General features: G+C 59.8%; 20 protein-coding genes. 14 read left to right on the forward strand and 6 right to left on the reverse strand.

The annotated features are described in order from the left end of the window. Positions 1 to 80: 80 nt before the first annotated feature. Together MWU49_RS04250 and MWU49_RS04255 are read right to left on the reverse strand one after the other, a co-directional pair. Positions 81 to 1,223, reverse strand: a complete 1,143-nt coding sequence (locus MWU49_RS04250; protein ID WP_246968574.1) for an acyl-CoA desaturase — start codon at positions 1,221 to 1,223, stop codon at positions 81 to 83. 18 nt (positions 1,224 to 1,241) lie between these two features. Beyond that, positions 1,242 to 2,366 carry a ferredoxin reductase gene (locus MWU49_RS04255; protein WP_246968575.1) on the reverse strand — a complete coding sequence of 375 codons (1,125 nt, stop codon included), beginning with the start codon at positions 2,364 to 2,366 and terminating at the stop codon, positions 1,242 to 1,244. A gap of 186 nt (positions 2,367 to 2,552) precedes the next feature. On the opposite strand from MWU49_RS04255, the gene MWU49_RS04260 reads away from it, so the two are divergent. From MWU49_RS04260 to MWU49_RS04270, 3 genes are all read left to right on the forward strand, one after another. Continuing rightward, positions 2,553 to 3,203, forward strand: a complete 651-nt coding sequence (locus tag MWU49_RS04260) for a TetR family transcriptional regulator (RefSeq protein WP_246968577.1) — start codon at positions 2,553 to 2,555, stop codon at positions 3,201 to 3,203. A 148-nt stretch (positions 3,204 to 3,351) separates the two neighbouring features. Continuing rightward, positions 3,352 to 4,224, forward strand: a complete 873-nt coding sequence (locus MWU49_RS04265; RefSeq protein ID WP_246968579.1) for a MaoC/PaaZ C-terminal domain-containing protein — start codon at positions 3,352 to 3,354, stop codon at positions 4,222 to 4,224. 931 nt (positions 4,225 to 5,155) lie between these two features. After that, complete coding sequence (locus tag MWU49_RS04270; RefSeq protein WP_246968582.1) at positions 5,156 to 6,820, forward strand: DEAD/DEAH box helicase; 1,665 nt, start codon at positions 5,156 to 5,158, stop codon at positions 6,818 to 6,820. A gap of 375 nt (positions 6,821 to 7,195) precedes the next feature. Here the strand turns inward: MWU49_RS04270 and MWU49_RS04275 are convergent, their stop codons facing one another. After that, the gene (locus MWU49_RS04275; protein WP_246968585.1) at positions 7,196 to 7,918 is read right to left on the reverse strand and encodes a nitroreductase; all 723 of its coding nucleotides are present in this window, start codon (positions 7,916 to 7,918) and stop codon (positions 7,196 to 7,198) included. A 57-nt stretch (positions 7,919 to 7,975) separates the two neighbouring features. On the opposite strand from MWU49_RS04275, the gene MWU49_RS04280 reads away from it, so the two are divergent. The 10 genes from MWU49_RS04280 to MWU49_RS04325 all read left to right on the forward strand — a co-directional run bounded on the left by MWU49_RS04280 (position 7,976) and on the right by MWU49_RS04325 (position 19,425). After that, entirely contained in the window at positions 7,976 to 8,476 is a 501-nt protein-coding gene (locus MWU49_RS04280; protein WP_246968588.1) for a DUF1643 domain-containing protein, read from the forward strand. Between the two features lie 70 nt (positions 8,477 to 8,546). Further along, complete coding sequence (locus MWU49_RS04285; protein ID WP_246968591.1) at positions 8,547 to 8,999, forward strand: DUF3429 domain-containing protein; 453 nt, start codon at positions 8,547 to 8,549, stop codon at positions 8,997 to 8,999. Positions 9,000 to 9,229: 230 nt separating this feature from the next. Beyond that, positions 9,230 to 11,545 carry a fatty acid cis/trans isomerase gene (locus MWU49_RS04290; RefSeq protein WP_246968595.1) on the forward strand — a complete coding sequence of 772 codons (2,316 nt, stop codon included), beginning with the start codon at positions 9,230 to 9,232 and terminating at the stop codon, positions 11,543 to 11,545. A 404-nt stretch (positions 11,546 to 11,949) separates the two neighbouring features. After that, a complete protein-coding gene (locus MWU49_RS04295; RefSeq protein WP_246968598.1) occupies positions 11,950 to 12,825 on the forward strand; it encodes a putative selenate ABC transporter substrate-binding protein in 876 nt (291 codons plus the stop codon). A gap of 2 nt (positions 12,826 to 12,827) precedes the next feature. Then, positions 12,828 to 13,475, forward strand: a complete 648-nt coding sequence (locus MWU49_RS04300; RefSeq protein ID WP_246968601.1) for an ATP-binding cassette domain-containing protein — start codon at positions 12,828 to 12,830, stop codon at positions 13,473 to 13,475. Beyond that, positions 13,472 to 14,968, forward strand: a complete 1,497-nt coding sequence (locus MWU49_RS04305) for an ABC transporter permease (RefSeq protein ID WP_246968604.1) — start codon at positions 13,472 to 13,474, stop codon at positions 14,966 to 14,968. The genes MWU49_RS04300 and MWU49_RS04305 overlap by 4 nt, the downstream gene beginning before the upstream one ends. 124 nt (positions 14,969 to 15,092) lie before the next feature. Beyond that, positions 15,093 to 15,866 (forward strand): PhzF family phenazine biosynthesis protein, encoded by a 774-nt coding sequence (locus MWU49_RS04310; RefSeq protein WP_246968607.1) that lies wholly within the window; start codon positions 15,093 to 15,095, stop codon positions 15,864 to 15,866. Beyond that, a complete protein-coding gene (gene selD, locus MWU49_RS04315; RefSeq protein WP_246970711.1) occupies positions 15,866 to 18,037 on the forward strand; it encodes a selenide, water dikinase SelD in 2,172 nt (723 codons plus the stop codon). The genes MWU49_RS04310 and selD overlap by 1 nt, the downstream gene beginning before the upstream one ends. A gap of 48 nt (positions 18,038 to 18,085) precedes the next feature. Next, on the forward strand, positions 18,086 to 18,475 hold the full coding sequence (locus tag MWU49_RS04320; protein WP_246968610.1) for a PA2779 family protein: 390 nt from the start codon (positions 18,086 to 18,088) through the stop codon (positions 18,473 to 18,475). 14 nt (positions 18,476 to 18,489) lie between these two features. Beyond that, complete coding sequence (locus MWU49_RS04325) at positions 18,490 to 19,425, forward strand: PA2778 family cysteine peptidase (protein WP_246968613.1); 936 nt, start codon at positions 18,490 to 18,492, stop codon at positions 19,423 to 19,425. Here MWU49_RS04325 and MWU49_RS04330 read toward each other — a convergent pair. The 3 genes from MWU49_RS04330 to MWU49_RS04340 form a co-directional block, all read right to left on the reverse strand. Then, entirely contained in the window at positions 19,392 to 20,024 is a 633-nt protein-coding gene (locus MWU49_RS04330) for a hypothetical protein (RefSeq protein ID WP_246968617.1), read from the reverse strand. The two genes, MWU49_RS04325 and MWU49_RS04330, sit on opposite strands and share 34 nt — an antisense overlap. Further along, the gene (locus MWU49_RS04335; protein ID WP_246968619.1) at positions 20,024 to 21,367 is read right to left on the reverse strand and encodes a peptidylprolyl isomerase; all 1,344 of its coding nucleotides are present in this window, start codon (positions 21,365 to 21,367) and stop codon (positions 20,024 to 20,026) included. Before MWU49_RS04335 ends, MWU49_RS04330 begins: the two co-directional genes overlap by 1 nt. A 66-nt stretch (positions 21,368 to 21,433) precedes the next feature. Next, positions 21,434 to 22,456: a phospholipase gene (locus MWU49_RS04340; RefSeq protein WP_246968621.1), complete on the reverse strand. Its 1,023-nt coding sequence runs from the start codon at positions 22,454 to 22,456 to the stop codon at positions 21,434 to 21,436. 170 nt (positions 22,457 to 22,626) lie between these two features. Between MWU49_RS04340 and MWU49_RS04345 the strand changes: the two genes are divergently transcribed. Continuing rightward, on the forward strand, positions 22,627 to 23,292 hold the full coding sequence (locus tag MWU49_RS04345) for a tRNA/rRNA methyltransferase (RefSeq protein ID WP_246968622.1): 666 nt from the start codon (positions 22,627 to 22,629) through the stop codon (positions 23,290 to 23,292). Positions 23,293 to 23,646: the final 354 nt, after the last annotated feature.

Below are 23,646 nucleotides of genomic sequence, written 5' to 3' on the forward strand. Positions count from 1 at the left end.
GACTGAGAGTAGCATAAGGATGGCAGGGCCGGAACCAGCTAACCGGCCTCTACCGGGTGCTCAGGGCACTGACTATCGGGTCACGCGGCTTTACGTGAATCTGACTGAGATTCACCCATCAAAGCGACCACTTTGCCACGCAGTCCCTTGTCGCTGGGCTTGGCTTTGCCAGGCAGGGCCATCTTGAAAATACGCTTCCAGACACTCAGCGACTGCTTCATGAAAGAGCCGGTGTTATAGGGCAGACCGTACTTCTCGCAGATCGCTTTCACTTCCGGCGAAAGTGCGGCGTAACGGTGCGCCGGAATATCCGGGAACAGGTGATGCTCAATCTGGAAGCTCAGATTACCGCTCATGATATGCATCAGACGGCCACCTTCGAAGTTGGCAGAACCCAGCATCTGGCGCACATACCAGTGGCCGCGGCTCTCATCTTCCAGAACGGATTCGGGGAACTGCTCCACCTCTTCCGGGAAGTGACCATTGAAGATCACCTGGGAAGACCACAGGTTACGCGCCAGGTTGGCGGCCACGTTACCGGCAAACACGAACGGGAAGAACGGACCCGCCAGCGCCGGGAACAGCAGGTAATCTTTCACCAGCTGCTTGCGCATCTTTTTCCAGGTGGGCTTGAACTCAGCCTTCAGCTCTTCCTTGGTCTTGGTCTTGTAGATCAGGTAATCCTCCAGCTTGAGGCTCTGTACGGCCACGAAGTGCTGGAAGAAAGTGGAAAGAATCACCGCCAGGATCGGGTTCAGAATGAAGCGCGGCTCCCACTCCTGATCCTCCGACATGCGCAGGATGCCGTAACCAATGTCGTGGTCCTTGTCGAGCACGTTGGTAAAGGTGTGATGCTCAAAGTTGTGAGTATGCTTCCACGCGGTATTGGTACAGGTGTTATCCCAGTCAAACTTGCGGGAATTGATTTCCTTGTCACCCATCCAGTCGTACTGGCCATGCATGACGTTGTGGCCGATCTCCATGTTGTCCAGGATCTTGGCGGCTGACAGACAAGCCACACCAGCCAGCCAGGCCGGCGGCAGGAAGCCGGCAAACAACAGGCCACGGCCGGCCACTTCCAGCTGACGCTGGCGTTTGATCAGGTTACGGATGTACTTCTCGTCCTTCTCGCCCAGATCGGCAATCTCGCGGTTACGGATTGCATCCAGTTCCTGGCCGATGGCGTCGAATTGTTCGGGGGTCAGGGTGCTGTAAATACTCATGATGCTGACTCCTTTCCTTTAAATATCGAGGGTCACCGTGCCCACCGGCACGCTAACGCAAAGTTGAATGTCTTCTTCATCGCCGCTGCTGATCTCGCCGGTGCGCAGATCACGCACCTTGCCGGCGGTCTTCTTACAGGTGCAGCTGTAGCAAATGCCCATACGGCAGCCGGATTCCGGGGTCAGACCCGCCGCTTCCGCCTGCTCCAGCAGGTTGTTGCCATCGTTGGTCACCAGGGTCTCGCTGCGGGCGAAGCGCACTTCACCTTCGGCAGATTCACTGTCATCCACTACGGCAGTGGCCAGGGTGAACTGCTCTTTGTGCAGTCGGTCACTGATGCCCTGCTCCTCCCAGACTTTTTCTACGGCTGCCATCATCGGCGGCGGGCCACACAGAAATGTGGTTGCCTGTGCAAAACCCGGAACAGAATTGAACAGGTGTTCACTAGAGAACAGGCCGCTCAGCTCGCCACCATCCTGCTCATCGGCAAAGGCGCGCAGCACGGTCACGTTGTCAAAACGTTTGGCAATCTCGGCCACTTCACCGGCATAGATCATGTCTTCGGCACGGTTGGCGTAATGCAGGAAGGTGATATCCCCTTTAAAGCCTTCATCGCACAGGGTGCGCAGCATGGACATCACCGGAGTGATACCGCTGCCTCCACTGATCAGCAGCACCCGCTCAGGACGCAGCTCTGGAAGGGCAAACTCGCCGCCGGCCTGGGACAGGGTCACCACATCACCGATACGCACGCCTTCACGCAGGTAGCGGGATACGAAGCCATCAGCGTGGGCCTTGGCGGTCAGCTCGATGGTGCCATCCTTGCGGTGCAGGGAGTTGGCCGGTGAATAGCAACGGGTGTGCAGTTTGCCGTTGATGCTCACGGTCAGCTGCACAAATTGCCCGGGAACGAACCCTTCCCAATTGGCATTGGGCTTCAGGGTCAGGGTCACGCTGTCTGCGGTGAGGTGTTGTACCGCTTCCACCCGGGCACGCACTTCCGTGGCGGACCAGACGGGGTTAAACACTTCCAGGTAGCGATCTACGCCGTGGGGGTAGCTCAGCACCTCGGCAACACGGGATTGCAGCAGGCGACTCAGGCCCTGCTGGAAACGACTCGATGTCTGTGTTGTTGCGCTCATGGGAAAATCCATTAAAGTGAACAGTTGTGCTCATTTTTATTTGCGGCGAGCTTTTTGTCAACATCTGTTCACTAAAAAAATAAAACCCTTCAGTTTTAACCACTTACAGAGGCGTTTTCGGAATCGGTTGCATCACCGCCCCACAAAAGAGAGAATTTACAGCGTAATTTTGGAGAGAATGAGTCGATGACCAAAGAAGCCAGCACCAAGACCCGCAAGCCGAAACGGGGGCAGACCCGTGAAGCACTGATGGCGGCGGCACTGGATCTGGTGGTCAAGAAAGCGCCTTTCTCCAGCCTCAGCCTGCGTGAAGTCACCAAGCGTGCCGGCGTGGTTCCCACTGCTTTCTACCGGCACTTCCCGGATATGAGCGCCCTGGGCCTGACATTGCTGGACGAGTCCTTCCGTACCCTGCGCCAGATGATGCGCCAGGTGCGCCAGGAACAGACCCCGGACGAAAACATGCTGCGCGGGTCCGTGGAAACCTACTTCAATTATGTCCGCGAGAACCGCGCCCACTTCCTGTTTGTAGCCAAGGAGCTGTTTGGCGGCACCCCCACCATGCGCAACGCCATCCGCCGCGAGATCCGCATGTTCACCAATGAGCTGGCCATGGACATGGCGCGTTTCCCGTTCCTCAATCATTTCAGCTCGGAAGACCTGCAGATGATGGCCGCACTGGTGGTCAACAATGTCACCGCGCTCACCCAGGAAATGCTGGAACTGGAAGAAAGCGATGAGTTCGGTCAGCAGCAGGTTCTGATTGCGGCCGAGAAGCAGCTACGCCTGATCTTCCTGGGGGTAACCCAGTGGAAATCCTCCCAGCCCAGCAGCTGATTCATATAGACGCGGCGGTGATTAAGCTGCCGTTGTAGCCGGCTGCTCGGCCAATAGCACCCCCATTTCCCTGCTCTATACTGCGTTCCAATCGTGGCCTCAACCGGGCCAAGCTTTCGCCCCATTTGCAACGTGAAAGGAACCTGTAATGAGCGAAGTCACCTTCCGCGAACTGCGTAATCCGCCGCCCATGGTCGTCAACTTTGCCAAGGCCGTGCTGCGCGCCACCGTCAAGCCGGGCAAGAACCCCAGCCTTCCCAATGTGGGGCTGCGCCTGAATGATGTGGCACTGGATGAAAAACACCTGGCGGCCTACCGCAAGGTGTGTGGCTTCGCGGCTGACGGCAAACTGCCGGTGACCTATCCGCACATGCATGCTTTCCCGCTGCACATGGCCCTGATGATGACGGATGACTTTCCGTTTCCGGCCATGGGCCTGGTGCACGTTCGCAACAGCATTACCCAGTACCGCCCGATCAGCGAGAAAGAGCAGCTGAACGTGAAGTGCTATCTGGGCAACCTGAACAAGGTCGACAAGGGCTACGAGTTTTCCATCTTCACCAGCATCAGCACCGGCGGCGAGCGGGTGTGGGAAAGCGAGTCGGTGAATTTCTTCCGTAGCGGCGGCGGTAGCGGCAGCAAGAAGAAGGAAGCGGCCAAGCCTGAACCGGCAACGAATACCGTGGAGTGGAAGGTCCCTGCGGACACTGGCCGTCGTTATGGCGCCGTTTCCGGTGACCGTAACCCGATCCACCTGTACCCGCTGTCCGCCAAGCTGTTCGGCTTCAAGCGCCAGATTGCCCACGGCATGTGGTCCAAGGCCCGCTGTCTCGCCGAGCTGCAGAACCAGCTGCCGGAAACCGCCTATACCGTGGATGTGCAGTTCAAGCTGCCCATGTTCATCCCGGCCACCGTCAAGTTCGAGAACGTGGAAGTGAAAGGCGGCAGCGACTTCCGCCTGCTGGCCAAGGACGGCATCAAGCCGCACCTGGCAGGCCAGATCCGGGCGGTGGAAAGCTAAAAGCCAGACGCCTGATGCTAGATGCCTGACGAATAAAAGGCCCGCCCGGGAGACCGAGCGGGCTTTTTTGTGTGTTTACAGGAGCTTATCGCGTGTTGCCTGTTGCTCTCTCTGCAGGAGTTCCCTTCCAGGGGACGAACCGTGCGCAGCGAGGCGACCGAAGAGAGATTGTTCTTTGCAAGCATGCCGAACCCGGAAATGCCTGATCGCCGTGTGAGTTGAACAGCCAACCATTCGAAACACGTTTCTGGAATCCTTACCTCGCTTGGGCTCGGATCGCCTGCAGGCAGGCTCCTACGGATACCCGCCCTCGCTTCTGGATCACCCACCAATGCCATCAGTACGACCTCTTCCCCGTTAGAGTGAGTCGAGGAACGGAAGGATCTGGCGGCGTAGAGCAAAAAACCTGTCTGAGCGGAGCGAGTCTTTTTTGCGTCCGCCAGATCGTGAGTACCGGAGTGTGCCTGCGGAGCAGGCCGAACGGAGTCGGGGCGCGAGGGAGTCCAGAGGGGTGTCGCGTTACACCCCTTTGGGCCCGTCCGGCGAGGACAAACACCGTTATCGGTGCGATGAAACTGCAGGCCAGCGTTAGCCAGCCAGGCAAGTGCCACTTTCACCGCAGATTCGCACCTCAAGTTCCTGAAGTTCTAACAGCGTTTCTGGAATCCTTGCCTCGCTTAGGTCGGATCGCCTGCAGGCAGGTTATTCGCTGCGCTCACCCTTCGGGCCGCACTGCGTGCGTTACTCCGCTGCGCTACGTTCCTACAGCGGCTCCGTAACTACCTCCTGAGCGATTCAAGATTTCCGGCCGAAACGACCGCGCTCAGCTGGAATTGGCGAAATAACGTGCAATTTTCACTCGATGCGCGTATGATTCGCGCTCTTCGCTGGGGATCCCCCCGGCCCTTCCCCTCCTATCAATAGGTAAATCATGTCAGATTCCCGTGCCGGGTTCGCCACTCTTGGCCTGCCCGAGGTTTTGCTCTCCGCTATTGCCCGACAGGGCTTCGAAGAGCCGTCGCCGATTCAGGCGCAAGCCATCCCGCTGTTGCTCGATGGTCATGATCTGCTGGGTCAGGCCCAAACTGGTACCGGTAAAACCGCTGCCTTCGCCCTGCCCCTGCTTGCCCGGCTGGATGCCAGCCTGCGTGAACCGCAGATGCTGATCCTGGCCCCCACCCGCGAACTGGCTATCCAGGTCGCCACTGCCTGTGAAGAATTTGCAGCCGACATCAAGGGCCTTCAGGTCCTGCCTATCTATGGTGGCGGTGAATACCGCACCCAGCTCAAGGGCCTGCGTGGCGGCGCCCAGGTCATTGTCGGCACCCCCGGTCGCGTCATGGATCACATGGAACGCGGCTCCCTGAAACTGGACAACCTCAAGGCCCTGGTGCTGGATGAAGCCGACGAAATGCTGCGCATGGGCTTCATCGATGATGTGAAATGGGTCCTCGAGCGCACCCCTGACGACTGTCAGCTGGCGCTTTTCTCCGCCACCATGCCGCCGGTCATCCGCAAGGTTGCCGACCAGCATCTGAAGAACCCGCAGCGGGTCCAGATCGACAGCGGTAGCGCCACCACCTCGACCACCATCCGCCAGCGCTTCTGGCCGGTGGCAGGCCTGAACAAGCTGGATGCCCTGAGCCGCATCCTGGAAGCCGAAGATCACGACGCCGTGATCGTGTTCGTGCGTACCAAGCAGGCCACCCTGGAGCTGGCCGAGCAACTGAATCGCCGCAACCTGCGTGCCGACGCCCTCAACGGCGACATGCAGCAACAGCAGCGTGAAAAAACCGTACAGCGCCTGAAAGACAAGCGCTTTGACCTGCTGGTTGCCACTGACGTGGTCGCCCGTGGTCTGGACGTGCCGCGTATCACTCACGTGATCAACTACGACATGCCCGGTGACCCGGAAGCCTATGTTCACCGTATCGGCCGTACCGGTCGTGCCGGCCGTCAGGGTGACGCCATCCTGTTTGTCAGCCGTCGTGAGCAGCATGTGCTGCGTCAGATCGAGCGCACTACTCGCCAGAGCATCGAAAAGATGGCCCTGCCCTCCGTGGACGACCTCAATGCCAAGCGTATTGCCGGTTTCCAGGAGCAACTGGCCGCCCGTCTCCAGGATGGCAACATCGACGAGACCCGTGCCCTGGTGAAGCAGATCGCTGAAAGCATGGACCTGTCCGGCGAAGATATGGCTGTGGCACTGGCCGCCGCCATGTTCCACCGCGAACCGCTGATCCTCAAGGAACCCAAGTTCGTCAAGCAGGTACGCGAGCCACGTGAGCCCCGCGAACGTCGCGAGCGTCGTGCCAACGGCCGTGATGACCGTGGTGGTCCACGCGGCGGCCGTCGTAACGACAAGCCCATGCGTCAGTACCGCATCCAGGTGGGTCACGACCACGGCGTGAAGCCCGGCAATATCGTTGGCGCCATCGCCAACGAAGCCAAGCTGCCCAGCCGTCTGATCGGCCCGATCAAGATCCATCAGGACCACAGCACCGTGGAACTGCCGGACGATCTGTCCCCCAAGCAGCTGCACACCATCCGCACCGCGCGGGTATGTCAGCGCTCTCTGGGACTGGAAGCGGTTTAAAAGCAGCAAGCTTCAAGCTACAAGCTGCAACGCGAGGCCGGGTTATACCTGGCTGAGCGTCTGAAGCTTCGCGCTGCAGGCTGAAAGAAAACCGCGCCATTTGGCGCGGTTTTTTTTGGGCTGCTCTGCGGCTGCATCACGCTTCATGCAACACGCGGCACGCAAAGATCAGAAGCGGATTTACCACCGAGGGCATAGAGTTCACTGAGCGCGAATTGCGAAGTGACGCTGTTCTTGCTGTAGGAGCCCGCGAACCTCGCGCAGCGAGGGGACAGAAGGGGAATCATTGTTTCGAGACCTGTCAGGAATGATTGCTCGAAACCTGTCTCTGGGATCCTTACCTCGCTCAGGCTCGCATCGCGAGCAGGCTCGCTCCTACAGCGGCTTCGCCTTGATCAATAGCTCTTCCAGGGGCGCGCGGCCGGGGCTGAAAGTGTTGATGGTCTCTTCTGCCTCGTAGCCCAGGGACAGGCCGCAGAGCAGCTTGTAGTGGCCCGGAATATCGAAGTGCTTCTCCAGGGGCGAACGCCACAGTGCCAGGGCGCCCTGGGCGCAGGTGCCCAGCCCCGCATCCGTGGCCGCCAGCATCAGGCTCTGCAGGAAAATGCCGGCATCCAGTGGGCTGTACACGTCCAGCCCTTCGTGGACAAACACGAACAAGGCCACAGGAGCACCAAAGAAGCGGAAGTTTTCCCGCATCTGCTGATGCCGGCCCAGTTTGTCGCCCCGCTCGATCCCCAGCAGCTCGTAAAGCTTCTGCCCTGTGGCGTTACGGCGCGGTTGCAGGTCTTTTGGATAGTGGGTGACCGGACGGAAATCCCCATCCGGGACACCGTCATTGGTAAGCTTTGCCTTGATCTGTTGCAGCTTCGAGCCCCGCGCCAAGGCCACCAGCTCATCAAACATGGGGGGCAACGTCTCACGCAGATCTTCCAGCACGGCACCGCGGGCAACGGCAATCTGATAGGGCTGGGTATTGGACCAGCTGGGTGAAGACGCCGCCGTGGTAAGCAAATCATTGAGCAGCTCATCACTTACCGGCCTGTCCGAAAAGGCTCGCACACTGTGGCGCTGGGCCATCACGTCCTTGAATTCCATGGGGTACTCCGCGGATGTCAGTGGCACGACTATGCCAAATCCCTACAATACCCGGCCATGACCAAGACCACCGATATTTTGCAACGCAGCGCCAATTTCTCGCGTTGCCGACAATACCGCTATGCCCTCTGGCGCCAGTGGGCAGAGGGAGATGATTTCATATTGCTGATTGGTCTCAATCCCTCCACTGCCAATCATCGTCAGGATGACCCTACCATTCGCCGCGGCATGGGCTTCGCCCGCGACTGGGGTTACTCCGGGCTGTGCGTAGCCAACCTCTTCGCCTTCCGCGCCACCTACCCCAAAGACCTGTTTGCCGCCGCCGATCCGGTGGGCCCGAAGAACGACCAATGGCTACGAAAGCTGGCCAACCAGGCCGATCTTGTGGTCGCTGCCTGGGGGAATCTGGGTCATCACATGGACCGGGCCCATCAGGTCGCCAACCGACTGGGTAACCTGCATGCCATACGGGTAAATGCCTCCGGCGATCCAGCCCACCCGCTCTATCTTCCCAAACACCTCACCGCCCATCCCTGGGCGGGCTATACCCCCACCTGATACGTCGTTTCTTGTCTTAACCTTCACTTCAGCAACGGATAATTGAGAACACGCATTTGAAGGAATTGCCGTGTCCAGATCCCGCACCGACAACATTCGCCGTACCCGCACCCTGACCCTGGCCAGTCTGTCGCCCATGTTCATCATGGCCGGGTTAGCCTGGACAGAAACCTGGCGCGACACGGCATTGCTGGGGCTCGTGGGTTACGCCGCCGTGTCTCTCACTTTTGCGGGTGCCATCCATTGGGGGCGAGTACTTGGCCGCTTTGACCAGTCCAACCAGTTTCCAACCCAGTTATTCGGCGTGTTTGCCGCCTTCATCGGCTGGGCCGGGCTGATGCTGCCGCGGGAGCTGGCTCTGCCGATGCTCTCCGCCGGGCTGATGTTTCTGTGGGGTACGGAACAGATGCTCTTCAATGAGGAACTGCCAAGCTGGTACAGCCAGCTACGCACCCAGCTCACCGCCGGAGCGGTGCTGGCCATGCTGATCGGCTGGGCCGCAGCGATGATGCCGATGTTTTGATTGCACGAGACACGCAACATGCACCACGCTTCACGCAACAGCGCGCTCATCCGTTGTCGAACACTTCATCGCCCATAACCGCGACCTACCTTTGTTCAAGGACAACACTTACAGCCGGCCAACGCCGTCAATTTTACTGACTTTTTCGTGTGCATCCGGCACGGCCGTAGCCAGCCAGGAGGGCGGCCGGTAGACTCGTTGGCAATTGCGGGATCAGGAGGAAATGGCGGATGCGTCTGGTAAAACAACTGGTTGGTGCCATCGTCGCGTCATGTGCGCTATCCACTGCAGCCCTGGCAGCAACACCCGGCTACCAGAAAGACATCCGGCCGATCTTTGACCAGAAATGCCTGGCCTGCCATGGCTGCTACGATGCCCCCTGCCAGCTCAAGCTGGAAAGCGTCGACGGGCTGGAGCGTGGTGCAAGCAAGATCCCGGTATATAACGGTGGCCGCGAGGAGAGCATTCCCCCCACCCGCCTCGGCACCGATGCCCAGACGACCGCCCAGTGGCGAGAAAAGGGCTTCTATTCCGTCATTCACAGCGCCTACGGCATGCGCGGCTCTCTGCTCTACAAGATGCTATCCCTGGGCCACCAGCACGACTTCCCCGCCAACCAGAAACTGCCCAACAAGATCCAGCTGGGTATCAAGCGTGAAAACACCTGTCCAAATCCGGAAGAGTTTGAAGACTACGCTGATGACCACCCCATGGAAGGCATGCCGCTGGCCGTTACCGGGCTCACCGACAAGGAATTTGAAACCCTGAAACAATGGATGCAGAACGGCGCCCACACCGAAGCGGAGCCCTTGACCCTGTCATCGTCTGAACGGGAACAGATCCGGCAATGGGAAAGCCTGCTCAACCATGAGGGCAACCGCCATGCACTGGTCGCCCGTTGGCTGTACGAGCACCTTTATCTTGCCCATCTCTATTTCGGAGAGGAAGAAGGGCAACGCCCCGACCATTTCTTCACTCTGGAGCGTTCATCCACCCCGCCCGGCCAACCCCTCGTACCGGTCGCCACCGTACGCCCCAACGACGAGCCAGCTCACCCCTTCTGGTACCGGCTACGCCCGGTGAGCGGCACGCTGGTGCACAAGACCCACATCACCTTTGCCCTGAACCCGCAGAAGCTGGCCCGCACCCAGCAGCAATTCTTCTCCAGCCAGTGGCAGGTGGATTCCCTGCCGGGCTACCGCTATGAAAACCGGGCCAACCCCTTTATTACCTTTGCCGCGATTCCCGCCCGGGCCCGTTATCAATTCATGCTGGATAATGCAGAATATTTTGTCCGTACCTTTATTCGCGGTCCCGTATGCCGCGGGCAAATTGCCACCGATGTGATTCGCGATCAATTCTGGACCGTGTTCCAGGATCCGCAGCACGACCTGTTCATCACCGATGCCAGCTACCGTGAACAGGTCAGTCCCCTGCTCGGCCTGCCCGGCCAGGACGAAGATCTGCTGGAAGCCGGGGCGGCCTGGTTCCGCTATAGCGGAGACCGCAATGACTACCTGCGCATGCGCCAACAGGCCTATGCCAACGCCGAGCCTGCCGGACCCGGCTGGGAATCCATCTGGGCGGGCGAAGGCCAGAATCAGAATGCGCTGCTGACCATTCTGCGCAACCACGACAATGCATCGGTACGCAAAGGCCTGCTTGGTGACTACCCGCTGACCACCTGGGTCATGGACTACCCCTTGTTTGAACGCACCTACTACCAGCTGGTGGTCAATTTCAATGTATTCGGCGCCGTCTCCCATCAGGCCCAGACCCGGCTATATTTCGACCTGATCCGCAACGGTGCCGAACAGAATTTCCTCCGCTACCTGCCTCGCGAATTGCGCGAGCCGGTCATTAATCACTGGTATCAGGATGGCGGCAAGATTCGTCTGAAAATCAGCTATGCCAGCATTGATACGGAGCACCCCACCGCCATCCCGTTCAAGACCAGCACTCCGGTGAATGAATTCAACGCCAACCTGGTACAACGCTTTGCGGCCATCAACGCCAGACCCGATCCGCTGAATCGCTGCGACAGCGAGCGCTGTTCACGCGATTCTGTAGCCGCCTGGCGGCAGCAGGCCGACAGTGATCTGAGCAAGCTGGCCTCACGCCGCATGGGCAACCTGCCGGCCATTCAGTATCTGCCTGAAGTCACCATGGTGCGTGTCGAAAATGAGGCCGGTGAACAGGAGATCTATACCCTGTTCCGCAACAGGGCACACAGCAACGTAGCGTTCATGTTCAATGAAGATGGCCGTTTCCAGCCGGAACTGGACACCCTGACTCTGTATCCCGGTGTACTCGCCAGTTACCCCAACTTCATGTTCAACCTGAAGCCATCCGAACTGGCCACCTTTGTTAAACGCATGGATGCCGTGGAAGACGAGGATGACTTTACCCGTCTGGTGGACGATTACGGCATCCGCCGCACCCATCCCCGTTTCTGGGATTACTTCCATTCCCTGACGCGCTACATGGAACAACATGAACCCAGCCAGGCCGGAGTACTGGACATGAATCGCTACCAGAATCTGTGACTACGCCAGATGCTGGACGCCGGATGCCTGACGCTAAAAGCAAAACCGGTTTTGCCACAGAGAACACAGAGTTCACTGGGTAAAAACAGGATGTTCCTGCCCATTCAAGGGGTAATTCTGAATTTCTGTGGGAGCGTGCTTGCACGCGAAGTGTACTTGAGAGTGCTCAATTCGCGTGCAAGCACGCTCCCACAGAATCCCCGACAACATGACAGAGCACCCATGCCCTTTCCTTGTAGCTTGTAGCTCATAGCTCGTGGCTCATAGCTCACAGCTGCTTCGCCTTCCAGTGGCGCCCTGGTGGCCCGGTTCTATATACTTCGCCTGTCGCGTATCGCCGGGCCCGCGACACCATCTATTTCATCCCCCCGCCCGGTAAGCCTCCCTATTGAACGGAGCTGACAATGCGTTTCAAGATTCTTGCCACCCTGCTGGCAGCGGTGTTGCTGTCTGCCTGTAGCGAACAGCCCCACCTGGGCACCTTCACCTTTACCGCCATTCCCGATCAGGATGAGTCACAGCTTGAAAAGCGCTTCGGCGTGGTGGCCCTGTATCTGGAAGACCAGCTGGGCGTACCGGTCAAATATGTGCCGGTGAAATCCTACGCAGCTGCGGTCACCGCCTTCCGTAACGACGAAGTACAGATGGCCTGGTTCGGTGGTCTGTCCGGCGTGCAGGCCCGACGCCTGGTACCCGGCTCCGAGGCGATCGCCCAGGGCCAGGAAGACACCGCCTTCAAGAGCTACTTCATTGCCAACACCAGCACCGGGCTGGAAGCCGGTGACACCCTCACCGAAGCCTTCACCGAGCAACCCTCTTTCACCTTCGGTTCCAAGGGCAGCACCTCAGGCCGCCTGATGCCGGAATTCTATCTGCGCGAAACCTTCGGCCAAGCGCCGGACGCCCTGTTCGACAAGGTGGGCTTCTCCGGCGATCACAGCCGCACCATCGCCCTGGTACAGAGCGGCGCCTATGCCACTGGCGCAGTGAATTTCAAGGTGTGGGAGCGTGAACTGGAAGAAGGCAAGATCGATACCAGCAAGGTGAAGGTAATCTGGGAAACTCCGGCCTACCCTGACTACCACTGGACCGTGCGCGGCACGCTGGATCACAAGTTCGGTGAAGGCTTCACTCAGCGTGTCACCGATGCCCTGCTGGCCATTGAAGATCCGGTACTGCTCAGCGCCTTTCCGCGGGAGAAGTTCATCCCCGCCAGCAACGATGACTATGCGCCTATCGAAGCTACCGCTCAGGAAATCGGACTGCTGGACGCACCCTGATCGTGTTTCAGTTCGAACAGGCACGGCTTGGCCATCCCGGCCAGGCCGTGTTTGATAACCTGACCCTGCAGATCAAGGCGGGGGAAAAAGTGGCTTTACTCGGCCCCTCCGGCGCGGGTAAATCCACCCTGCTCAGCGCCCTGCGAAGCCAGCAACCTGACACTGTTGCCTGGTGCCCGCAGGATGCTGACCTGGTACCCATGCTCAGCGTGTTTCACAACATCTACATGGGCGCTCTGGATCGTCATCACAGTTTCCATAATCTGCGCAATCTGGTCTGGCCTTCCCGCCAGCACAAACAGGCCATCGGCGAGCTGAGCGATGAGCTGGGGCTGGCAGAAAAACTGTTCACCAGTGTGGACCGCTTGTCCGGCGGACAGGCTCAGCGCGTGGCCCTGGGCCGCGCCATCTACACACGGCGCAACATCCTGCTTGCTGACGAACCGGTTTCCAATGTGGATGAGCATCAGGGGCTCGCCCTGCTGCAACAGACACTGGAACGGCATGACACTGGTGTGGTCGCCCTGCATGACCGGCAACTGGCCCTGGAGACTTGCTCCCGCATCATCGGCCTGCGCGATGGCGCCATTGTCCTGGATGCCCCTTGCTCGTCATTGGCACTGGCGGATCTGGACGCCCTCTACCAATGACCCCGGCGCTCAACACTACCGCCAGTGGCTGGCGCCGCGTGAGTGGTGCTCTGGCACTTGTGGGCCTGCTGGCATTGCTGTTGGCGGATCTGGAAATCACCCGCGTTTCTCCCGGCCATGAACTGCTGCGCATCAGTCAGGGATTCCTGAGTCCGGATTTTTTCTCCACAGAATTTCTCTGGCGAGCCATCGCCAACACTCTGGCCTTCGCCTGGCAGGGCACCGCCCTGGGCGCAGTGGCCGGGTTTGCCATGGCGGTGTTCTGGCACTGGCGGGCAGTGCGTGCGGCAGCCGCCAGCGTTCGTGCGGTGCATGAACTGTTCTGGGGGCTGTTACTGTTGCAGCTCACCGGGCTCAATACCGTCACCGCGGTACTGGCCATCGCCATTCCCTACAGTGGCATCTTTGCCAAGGTGTTTGGCGAATTTCTCGAAGAAGCCGATCCAGCACCGGCTGCCGCCCTGCCCTCTGGCAGTCATCCCCTGAGCGTGTTTTTCTTTGCCCGCCTGCCGCTGGTGTGGCAAGCCTTCAAGGCTTACGGCGGCTACCGACTGGAATGTGCCATCCGGGCCTCAGCCATTCTTGGCTTCATCGGCTTGCCGACCCTGGGCTTTCATCTGGAAACCGCCTTTCGCGAAGGCCATTACGATCAGGGCGCCGCGCTGCTGTATCTGTTTTTCCTGCTCATCTTTACCCTGCGCTGGTGGCTGCGCCCCTCCCTGATCCCGGTCTATCTGATTGCAGCCGTTGTCTGGGCTCCGCCTTTGGTGAATCTCAATCCGGATATCCTGGTGCGCTTTGTCAGCCACGACCTGGTGCCCGCGCCCCTGCGCCAGGGCGGCGGTATGGCAGAGCTTGCCCACTGGTTCGCCATGTTATGGCAACAACAGCTCTGGCCCGGATTGTGGCAAACCCTGGTGCTGGGCATGGCGGCCCTGCTTGTCACCGCCTTGCTGTCATTATTGATGTTCCCACTCATTTCACCGCTGTTTGGCAATCGCCTTTCGCGGCTGGGTGGCCATGGCCTGCTGGTGGTACTGCGCACCACGCCGGAATTCTTTCTCGCCTTCTTTTTCCTGATTTTGCTTGGCCCATCCATGCTGCCCGGCATCCTCGCCCTGGCCTTGCACACCGGCGCCATCGTGGCCCACCTGACCGGCCGCTTCAGCGAAAACCTGCATTTGCGCGCCGACGCCCCCAGCGGCCTCAATCGATACGCCTTTGAAGTGCTACCCCGCATCAGCCCCAACCTGCTGGCCTTTCTGCTTTACCGCTGGGAAGTGATCATGCGCGAGACGGCAGTACTGGGGATCCTCGGCATTCATACGCTTGGGTTCTACATCGATTCCAGCGTGGCCGAGTTCCGCTTTGACCGCACCCTGGTCCTGATCCTCGCCACCGTGATGCTGAACTTGCTGGTGGATGCCATTTCACGGGCTCTGCGCAAACGGCTAAGGCTGAGGAACGCTGGATGCCAGATGCCGGATGCCTGACGCCAGACATCGTCACTGCAAAGGTTGGAGCATCTGCAAAGGGCCTTTATCCTGTAGGCGGCTTTTATCTATTTAGCGCCCGGCCCAAGGCGTCCGGCATCCAGCGTTCAAACCAAGGATCTCCATGAAGCTTTACCAGGTTGATGCCTTCACCTCCTCTCTGTTCGGCGGTAACCCTGCCGCCGTTGTGCCATTGGATGAATGGTTGGATGACAGCCTGCTGCAGAATATCGCACTGGAGAACAATCTCTCAGAGACGGCCTTTATCGTGCCGGATGAGCAGGGTTACGCGCTGCGCTGGTTTACTCCCACCGTAGAGGTAGACCTGTGTGGGCATGCTACCCTGGCCGCCGCCTGGGTGGTTTTCAATGCCCTCGGTTTTCCCGGCGAACGTGTCCGTTTCAGTTCCGCCTCCGGCCCCTTGTTTGTCAGCCGTGACGGCAATCGCCTGACGATGGATTTTCCTGCCCGACCTGGCAAACCGATTGTCGATCTGCAGCCATTGCAAACGGCGCTGGGTGTGGAGATCAGCGCCGCCCTGCAGTCCCGCGATACCCTCGTGGTACTCGATAGCGCCGAACAGGTCAGGGAATTCCAGCCCGACCTGCACGCCATCGCCCAGCTGGATACCTTTGCCGTCATGATCACCGCTCGTGGCGAGGACTGTGATTTTGTCAGTCGTTTCTTTGCCCCGGCAAAAGGGGTGCCTGAAGATCCGGTCACCGGCTCCGCCCATTGCACCCTGGTACCCTACTGGGCCGAACAACTTGGCAAGACTCAACTGCATGCCCGACAAGTGTCTGCCCGCGGCGGCGAACTGTTTTGCAGCCTTGATGGCGACCGGGTCAGCCTCAGTGGCGAAGCGCGCTGCTATCTGAAAGGTGAAATCCTGCTGTGATGCCCTCTCCCGCCAATCTGGATCTGGTGTTCGTTGGTGGCGGTCATAGCCACTGCCTGACACTGCGCATGCTGGCCATGAAGCCGATCCCCGGGGTGCGCATCACCCTGGTATCGCCCGATCCGCTCAGTGCCTACTCCGGCATGTTGCCGGGCCTGATCGCCGGCCACTACGCCCTGGAAGAGACTCATGTGGATCTCTACCGCCTGTGCATCGCCACCGGCGCCCGGTTTGTCCAGGCGGCGGTGACCGCCATCGACAGCAGCCAGCGCCGCCTGAGCCTCAGCGATGGCAGCCAGCTGGACTATGACTGGCTGAGTCTGGATGTGGGCGCCACCCCGGATCTGACGCCCCTGGGAGAGACCTTGCCGGAGCAGGTAGTGCCGGTAAAACCGGTCAGTAATTTTTACCAGCGCTGGCAGCAGTGGATCGCTCACAGCGATGAAGACACCCTCGCCGTGGTCGGTGCCGGTGCCGGCGGTACCGAGATGGTTCTGGCCATTGCCGAATATGCCCGCCAGCACCACAAACCGGTGTCACTATCACTGGTTTCCGGCAGCACCCTGCTGCCCGGCTTTGCCAGCAGCGTGCGTCGCAAGATGCAGCAACGGCTGAGTGATTACGGCATCCAGCTGCTGGAGAACACTCAGGTTCGACATCAACGGGGCGTGCTGATGGCCAACGACACGCCGCTGCAGGCCGATCAGGTGTTGTGGTGCACCGGCGTGCGTGGCATCGCCCTGTTCCGGCACAGTGATCTGGACTGTGACGACAAGGGCTTTGTGAAGGTGCATGCCACGCTGCAAAGTCACACCGACCCGCGCATCTTCGCCGCGGGTGACTGTGCCGCCTTCCCGCAGCCGTTACCCAAGGCCGGGGTCTATGCGGTGCGCCAGGCGGCTACCCTTGCCCATAATTTACGTGTTGCCCTGCAGGGCCAGCCGCTGAAAGCCTACCGCCCGCAAACGCGATTTCTTTCCCTGCTTTCAGCCGGCGGCAAAGATGCGGTCGCCAGCCGCGGCGGGGCACTGAGTGTGGCGGGCCCGCTGATCTGGCAGTGGAAAGACCGTATCGACCGTGCCTTCATGGACAAATTCGATCGCCAGTTGCCCGCCATGGCGCCTGCGACTGCGGATCCAGAGGCGCTGCATTGCTCCGGGTGTGGAGCCAAGGTGGGTAGTGGTGCGCTGACCGACGCCCTTTCCTCGCTGCAGCCCCACCGTAACCCGGGCATCGAAGCCGGGGTCGACGCCGCCGACGATGCGGCCGTCATCCACTGGCCCGCGGATCATCAACTGGTACAGAGCCTGGATTTTTTTCCGGCCTTCATTGATGAGCCCTATCGCTTTGGCCGTATCGCGGCGCTACACAGTCTCAGTGATCTCTACGCCATGAATGCCACGCCGCATTCTGCGCTGGCCAACATTACCCTGGGCTGGAATCACCCGCGCCTGCAGGGCCGTGACATGGCCCGCCTGATGGCCGGGGCGGTAGACGAACTAAACCGCGCACACTGTACCCTGGTGGGCGGCCATACCATCGAGGGCCCGCAAATGGCGGCGGGCTTTACCGTGAATGGTGCGGCCCCGCCCGATCGCCTGTGGCACAAAAACGGCGCGCGACCTGGCGACACGCTGATCCTCACCAAGCCCATCGGCAGTGGTGTCCAACTGGCCGCCATGATGCATGGCCACAAACTGCGCGGAGACTGGCTGGCCACCACCCTGGAAACGCTGTTGCAGAGTAATGGTCCAGCTCAGCAAGCCCTGGCAGAAAGCACCGTGCATGCCTGCACCGATATCACCGGCTTTGGTCTGCTTGGCCACCTGATCGAGATTTGCCAGCAGAGTCAGGTCAGCATGGCGCTGGATAGCAGCTGCGTCCCCCTGTTGCCCGGGACCCTGGAATTGATCGACAACGGAGTGGCCAGCACCCTGAGTGAAGCCAACCGCCATGCCCTGCTCCACTGTCAAAATCACGCCAGCGTGTCCGATGCCGTACTCACGGCATTGTGTGATCCGCAAACCAGTGGAGGCCTGCTGTTTTGCGTGCCGAACGAAGATGCAAAAGATGCACTGCAACGTTTGGCGATGAACGGCGTCACTGGCTGCGTTATCGGTAAAGTCCTTGTAAAAGATGAGAAAAACGCGGCAGCAATTCTTATATCCTGACGTCAAACTGGTAGCGTAATCATCAACCAAGCCATCAGGAGAAATTTCATGACCAAGCGTCTGACAGGCCTTGTTACTGCGTTCGTGCTGCTCTTCATGCAGCTACTGGTTGTCCCCACGGCCCACGCCGCCATGGTCGGCAACGACGCGGTGATTCAGCAACAGGATCGTGCTGAACTCAAAGCCAAAGTGATGCAGGTGATGGACCACAAAGCCGCCGCACAAACCCTGGAAAAATACGGCGTCGACAAAGAGCAAGTGAGCCAGCGCCTGGACAAGCTCACGGATCAGGAACTGCAGCAACTTGCCCAACAGGCTGATGAACTGCCCGCCGGCCAAAGTGTGCTCGGCGCTGTGGTACTGATCCTCGTCATCCTTATCGTGCTGGATCTGCTGGGTGCCACCAATATCTTCCCGGCGATTCAACCGGTGAACTGATTGGGGTGATTGCCATGTCCCCACGTCTGGCGCTGTGGCAACGGGTTCGCCCCGTTGTCACTGCCGCTTTCCTGCTCCTGCTGGCAGCCTGCCAGACCCTTCCCCCTCCTGAACTTGCCCGGCAACCCCCTGAGCAGCAGCTCAGCGTGCCCTTTGTTGCCCAGGAAAAATATCAGTGCGGTCCCGCTGCTCTGGCCATGATGCTGCAGTGGGCGGGCAAGACCGATTCCGCAGAATCCCTGCTGGACGAAGTCTGGTTGCCGGAACGGCAAGGCAGCCTCGGCATCGAACTGAAAGCCGCCGCGCGCAGCCGAGGTCTGCTCGCTTACCCGGTAGAAGATGAAACCAGTCTGTTCAGGGAAATTCAGGCAGGACGGCCGGTACTGGTGTTGCAAAACCTGGCGCTGAAAAGTTGGCCAAAATGGCACTTTGCCGTGGTCACCGGCTACGACAAGGCCGGCAAGAGCATCATCCTGCACAGCGGCACCACAGCGAGTGATCGCAGCCACTGGAATCGCTTTATTCGTACCTGGGCCCGCGCCGATCGCTGGGGCTTCACTCTGGTTCAGCCGGGTGAACTGCCCGCCAGCGCCACCGCCCATGGATTATTCCGGGCTATCTCGGCGTCGCCCAATGGAGAAAGTTACTGGCCCATGGCCGTAGAAGCTTTCCCGCAAAGTGGCGAGCTATGGTTTGGCTATGGCAACAGCCTGTGGGGTGGGCAACAACGAGAGGCCGCCTTGCACGCCTTCCAGCAGGCGGTCATGCTCAAGCCGGATTTCTCTGCGGCCTGGAATAACCTGGCCTATGCGCAACAGGCACTGGGCCATGAAGACGCTGCCCGGCAAAGTCTGTGTCAGGCGCTGGCGCTAGCACCGGATGATCCCGGCCTGCAGGACAGTGCCCGCGATCTGGGCTACTCCTGCCCAGTGGAAACGGACACGGACTGAAGCGTGTCCGCCACCTCCGGGTGGGCCTGAAGAATCTCATCACGCTGATTGCGCAGACCTTCCAGTTTTTCCCTGCCTTCCTGGATCTGCTCGGGAGGCAAGCCCTCCGCTTCCGCACGGGCAATCATCCTTTCCAGATCGCTGATCTTCTGCGTGGCCGCAGAGGCGAATGAGGCATACACCTTCTGGTTTTGCCGTTGCTCGTACTGTTGGTAGAGATCGGGATCTGCCAGCTCGTTGGCGCTGGGCATCTCGCGCAGATCCTCACTGCGCGCCAGGGGCGGCGTGCGCGGGTCACCGTTTTCCATACTGTCACGCAGCGCCGTTACCACTGCCTCAGAGGGCACGGGCACCCGGGCCGGATCCTGGTTCTGCGCCTCCAGCATGGCTTGTGGCGCCGGCACATGACGCTCGCCAATGATCTCGATCATCGGCAACGCCGTTTGGGCTTCAGTGGCAAGCTCAGCAGGTACTGCAGGCTCTGCCTGTTGCGTTGGCGTGTCCGTGAGCGCTGGCTCGGCAACCGTATTTTTCAGCTGCCACGCTGTTCCGCCAGCAACCACCCCCACGGCGACAACGGCCACCCACAGCCCGCGCATTACAACACCTCCGGATTCACACGCAGGGAGGCGGCTTCACTGGCTGCCGCCAGACGCGCCTTGAAGGCCTCCTGCAGCTGTACTCGGGCAATGGCCATGGCCGCCCGGTAACGCACCGATTCACTGTCCACCGGCTGGAAACCGGTGACCTTTTCGTCCACCCAGAGGATTTCCCAGTAGGCATCATTGCTGTCGGTGGGGCTGCGGAACGATGCTGACACCCGTCCCTGTGGTTGTACGAAGGCCAACGCGCGGATCCAGTCACCATTGCGGCTGTCGCGATCCACCCAGCCCAGCTCACCACCCGTTGCCGCATCCTCCGCCACCGAATAACGACTTACCGCCTCGGCAAACGCCAGCCCCTGTTTGATTTCAGCCACGACCTTGTCGGCTTGCTGCTGGCTGTTTACCCGCAGATGCCGCGCGCGGACTTTTTCCACCCGCACAAACTCATCACGGTTCTGTTGGTAATACTCGGCCACCTGCTCCGCCGTCACGGTTTCCGCCTGGGCACGCAGCGCCGGATTGTCGTCGTGGATGTCATGCATCAGACCGTACTCGTGCAGCATGACTTCACGCTGACGGGCATCTTCGATGCAGCGATCCATGGCCACCATGGCGGCCGGCGCCACACCGGATTGATGCCTGAACCAGTGAAACACGAACTCCATGTTCAGCTGCTGCTTGATGGCCTCACGGATAAACTCACGGTTGAGGTTATGCATCTGCACCTTGAGCTGAATATTCTGGCGGCGATACAGATCCCACAGCGACAGCGTCTGCTCCGGCGCGTCGTCGGCAAAGCGGTAACGGGCAATCACATGGGCGGCGGCCTGAGCCTGTTGCTGCTCGGTCATGGTGGTATAGAGATTCTGTTGCAGTGACAGCATGGGCAGCAGGGTCTCGGCAGACAGATCCAGCGGTGCCGTCAGCCAGCCAAGGCTGTTACTGACACCAGAGTCGTGTACCGCGTCCTGGATCTTGCGGGCATAGGCGGTGCGTAGCAGACGAAAACGATGCTGCTCCTGCAGGCTTTGTGCGTCATAGCCCACACGGCCTTCACCTTCTTCGTGGCCCTCATGGCCATGCTCACTCTTCGCCATGTCTGCCAACAGGCGATTTTCAATCAACCCCTTGAGCACCACTTCACGGCTGGTCTGGGGATTGGCGCGGCGACTGGCCGCCACGAAAATATTCAGGGTCTCGGCAGGAATGGCCTCACCGTTTACACGGGCAGCCACAGATTCCGGTAACGGGCCCCACTGCCGCCAACCGGTGATTGCCACCACTGAGAGTGCCGCAGTCACCGACACCACCGCGATAACCTTGTTGAAAACTTTCATTACTGCCCCCTCTTGTTGTGATTATTGAGGTAGACGGGCGGCCCGGCAGGGCCGCCAGTGTGACGCTTACGGATTCACTTTCAGCGCCGCATGGTTCAGCACATGCACCACCATGGCAATGGCATGGGGGATCACTACCTGAGCCACCTGCAGACGATCAGAATGATCGGTGCTGGACAGCACGATACCGCCGTTGCCATAGGCCAACGCACCGCCCTGGGTGAGCAGCGGACGAATGTCATTGCTGGAGGCAGACAGCGGGGTGTAGTCCTGGATCGCCGCCGCTACCATGGCCGGGTTGTTCAGGTTTTCGCTGTCATAGTAATCCGCCACCCAGGTTTCCCAGCCGCTGTGGTTCAGGGCAGAGGTGGTCCACACGTGGTGAGGCTGCAACAGGTCGGTGGTGTGCATTACGAAACCCAGGGTCTGGGCGGTGGGGTTGGCAAGGAACTGGCTGTACCAGTACTGGCCCAGGTTATCGATGGGCTGGAACGGCATTTCCTCGAAGTCATCGTACATGGACTTGCTGGAGTAGCTGCCCTGACGATAGTTGGCTTCGGTCACACCATAGGTGTTGTACTCGGAATCGTCAGACCACCACCAGCCGGTCATGCCACCGTTGCCATCATCCATGTAATCGCCATACAGCCAGGTGGCGGCCATGTTGTCGATGTCGCCCCATACGGTCAGCAGGTCATAGTTGTAACCGCCGAAGTCGTTGCCGTGCACATCGGAACCACGGGTGTGGTTCTGGAAGTGCCAGTAGGAGGTGTAGTTCACCAGGGAGGAACCCGCATTGAAGACCGGAGCGTAGACACAGTCACCGGTGGTGGCGCCACACAGGTAGGTGTCCTGGAAGTCGTCCACGTCGTAGGCGCCCTGCCCGATCACTTCGGCAAACTGGTCCATGCTGTAGCCGGCCGCGTTCACCCAGGCCTTCAGACGATTGTATTCAGTGGTGGTCGGATTGGCCTTCATGTAGTTCACCGCATCAATGGCAATGCGCTTGTGGGTGATCTGCTGGAAAGCCTGGGCCGGTGAGGCCAGTACGGCGGCGCTCAGAACGCCTGCGATAGCGAGCTTCTTCATTAGGGGTCCCCGTTTGTTGTTATGTAACTTTTTGTTATTGCTGTACAAAGAGTAGCCAAACGATCGTCCCAACCCTAGGACGCCCCGGGACAATTCATGGACATTTTCTGCCACGGGCTGAATCGCGGTTACAATGCCGCCACCGGCCCCTTCAACAGACATGACAGCCCATGGATATCGCATTTGTACTGGTAGAACCCGCACGGGGTGAGAACATCGGCGCCGCAGCCCGCGCCCTGAAAACCATGGGGTTTGAGGATTTACGGCTGGTCAGGCCCGGCGACATGACCGCTGCCAGCTGGGTGGCACACCAGAGTCAGGACATTCTCGCTAACGCCCGTCAGTTCAACAGCCTGGACGAGGCGCTGGCCGATGTGGATCTGAGCATCGCCTGCACCGCCCGCCAGCGGATCCAGAAAGAACGCTATGTGAATGCGGATGAATGCGCCGCCCTGCTGTCGGCCAAACACACCAGTGTGCAGCGTGCCGCCATCGTGTTCGGCCGGGAATCCAGTGGACTGAACGGTGAAGAGGTAGCTCGTTGCGATCTGGGCAGCAGCATTCCCCTGGCCCATCCGCAGCCGTCCCTCAACCTGGCCCAGGCGGTGATGGTGTATGCCTGGGAGTTGCGCAAGCACCGCCCTGAAGCACCCGCCGCCGCCAACGACCAGGACACCTATCGACACACCCGTGATGCCCTGCAGGAGCTGCTCAATGCGCGCGGCATCGAAGAGCGTGAAAACCTGCACCAATGGCTGCTGGAGTTGCTCCCCCTGGCCGACGACAGGGCGCTCGGACTCATCCGCCAACTAATGCGCCGCCTGACAAAGCCATAGGAGCCAGCCGCCCACACCTGTGGGAGCCCCAAACAGTCGTAGGAGCTTGCCTGCAAGCGATCCGAGCCCAAGCGAGGAAAAACCGTTTCGAGTAGCAAGAAACGAGTTTTGAACCCCAAGACCCGACAATCCTCCCGGTCTGGGCTTTCGCAACTCCAAACTCGTCACTCGCTTCTCCACCCTACCCTCGCTGTCGCTCGGATCGCCTTGCGAGCAAGGCTCCTACAAAACCCGGCGCCCCATGGCGATACAACCGTAGGGCGGAAATCGGCGAAAGCCGATCTCCGCCATGAAGGCCCACGTCGGAGATGGGCTCACGCCCATTTCCGACCTACGTTTTGCCGAAGCGCCTGA

It is taken from the genome of Alcanivorax sp. S6407 (assembly GCF_023016115.1).
GTDB lineage: Bacteria > Pseudomonadota > Gammaproteobacteria > Pseudomonadales > Alcanivoracaceae > Alcanivorax.

Excerpts from the sequence above, each read along its gene's own strand:
- selD (WP_246970711.1), top strand. The coding sequence starts at position 15,866 with ATGCCCTCTCCCGCCAATCTGGATCTGGTGTTCGTTGGTGGCGGTCAT.
- MWU49_RS04310 (WP_246968607.1), top strand. The coding sequence starts at position 15,093 with ATGAAGCTTTACCAGGTTGATGCCTTCACCTCCTCTCTGTTCGGCGGT.
- MWU49_RS04305 (WP_246968604.1), top strand. The coding sequence starts at position 13,472 with ATGACCCCGGCGCTCAACACTACCGCCAGTGGCTGGCGCCGCGTGAGT.
- MWU49_RS04330 (WP_246968617.1), bottom strand. The coding sequence starts at position 20,024 with ATGCGCGGGCTGTGGGTGGCCGTTGTCGCCGTGGGGGTGGTTGCTGGC.
- MWU49_RS04275 (WP_246968585.1), bottom strand. The coding sequence starts at position 7,918 with ATGGAATTCAAGGACGTGATGGCCCAGCGCCACAGTGTGCGAGCCTTT.
- MWU49_RS04255 (WP_246968575.1), bottom strand. The coding sequence starts at position 2,366 with ATGAGCGCAACAACACAGACATCGAGTCGTTTCCAGCAGGGCCTGAGT.
- MWU49_RS04335 (WP_246968619.1), bottom strand. The coding sequence starts at position 21,367 with ATGAAAGTTTTCAACAAGGTTATCGCGGTGGTGTCGGTGACTGCGGCA.
- MWU49_RS04265 (WP_246968579.1), top strand. The coding sequence starts at position 3,352 with ATGAGCGAAGTCACCTTCCGCGAACTGCGTAATCCGCCGCCCATGGTC.
- MWU49_RS04320 (WP_246968610.1), top strand. The coding sequence starts at position 18,086 with ATGACCAAGCGTCTGACAGGCCTTGTTACTGCGTTCGTGCTGCTCTTC.
- MWU49_RS04345 (WP_246968622.1), top strand. The coding sequence starts at position 22,627 with ATGGATATCGCATTTGTACTGGTAGAACCCGCACGGGGTGAGAACATC.
- MWU49_RS04250 (WP_246968574.1), bottom strand. The coding sequence starts at position 1,223 with ATGAGTATTTACAGCACCCTGACCCCCGAACAATTCGACGCCATCGGC.
- MWU49_RS04325 (WP_246968613.1), top strand. The coding sequence starts at position 18,490 with ATGTCCCCACGTCTGGCGCTGTGGCAACGGGTTCGCCCCGTTGTCACT.
- MWU49_RS04290 (WP_246968595.1), top strand. The coding sequence starts at position 9,230 with ATGCGTCTGGTAAAACAACTGGTTGGTGCCATCGTCGCGTCATGTGCG.
- MWU49_RS04280 (WP_246968588.1), top strand. The coding sequence starts at position 7,976 with ATGACCAAGACCACCGATATTTTGCAACGCAGCGCCAATTTCTCGCGT.
- MWU49_RS04270 (WP_246968582.1), top strand. The coding sequence starts at position 5,156 with ATGTCAGATTCCCGTGCCGGGTTCGCCACTCTTGGCCTGCCCGAGGTT.
- MWU49_RS04340 (WP_246968621.1), bottom strand. The coding sequence starts at position 22,456 with ATGAAGAAGCTCGCTATCGCAGGCGTTCTGAGCGCCGCCGTACTGGCC.
- MWU49_RS04260 (WP_246968577.1), top strand. The coding sequence starts at position 2,553 with ATGACCAAAGAAGCCAGCACCAAGACCCGCAAGCCGAAACGGGGGCAG.
- MWU49_RS04295 (WP_246968598.1), top strand. The coding sequence starts at position 11,950 with ATGCGTTTCAAGATTCTTGCCACCCTGCTGGCAGCGGTGTTGCTGTCT.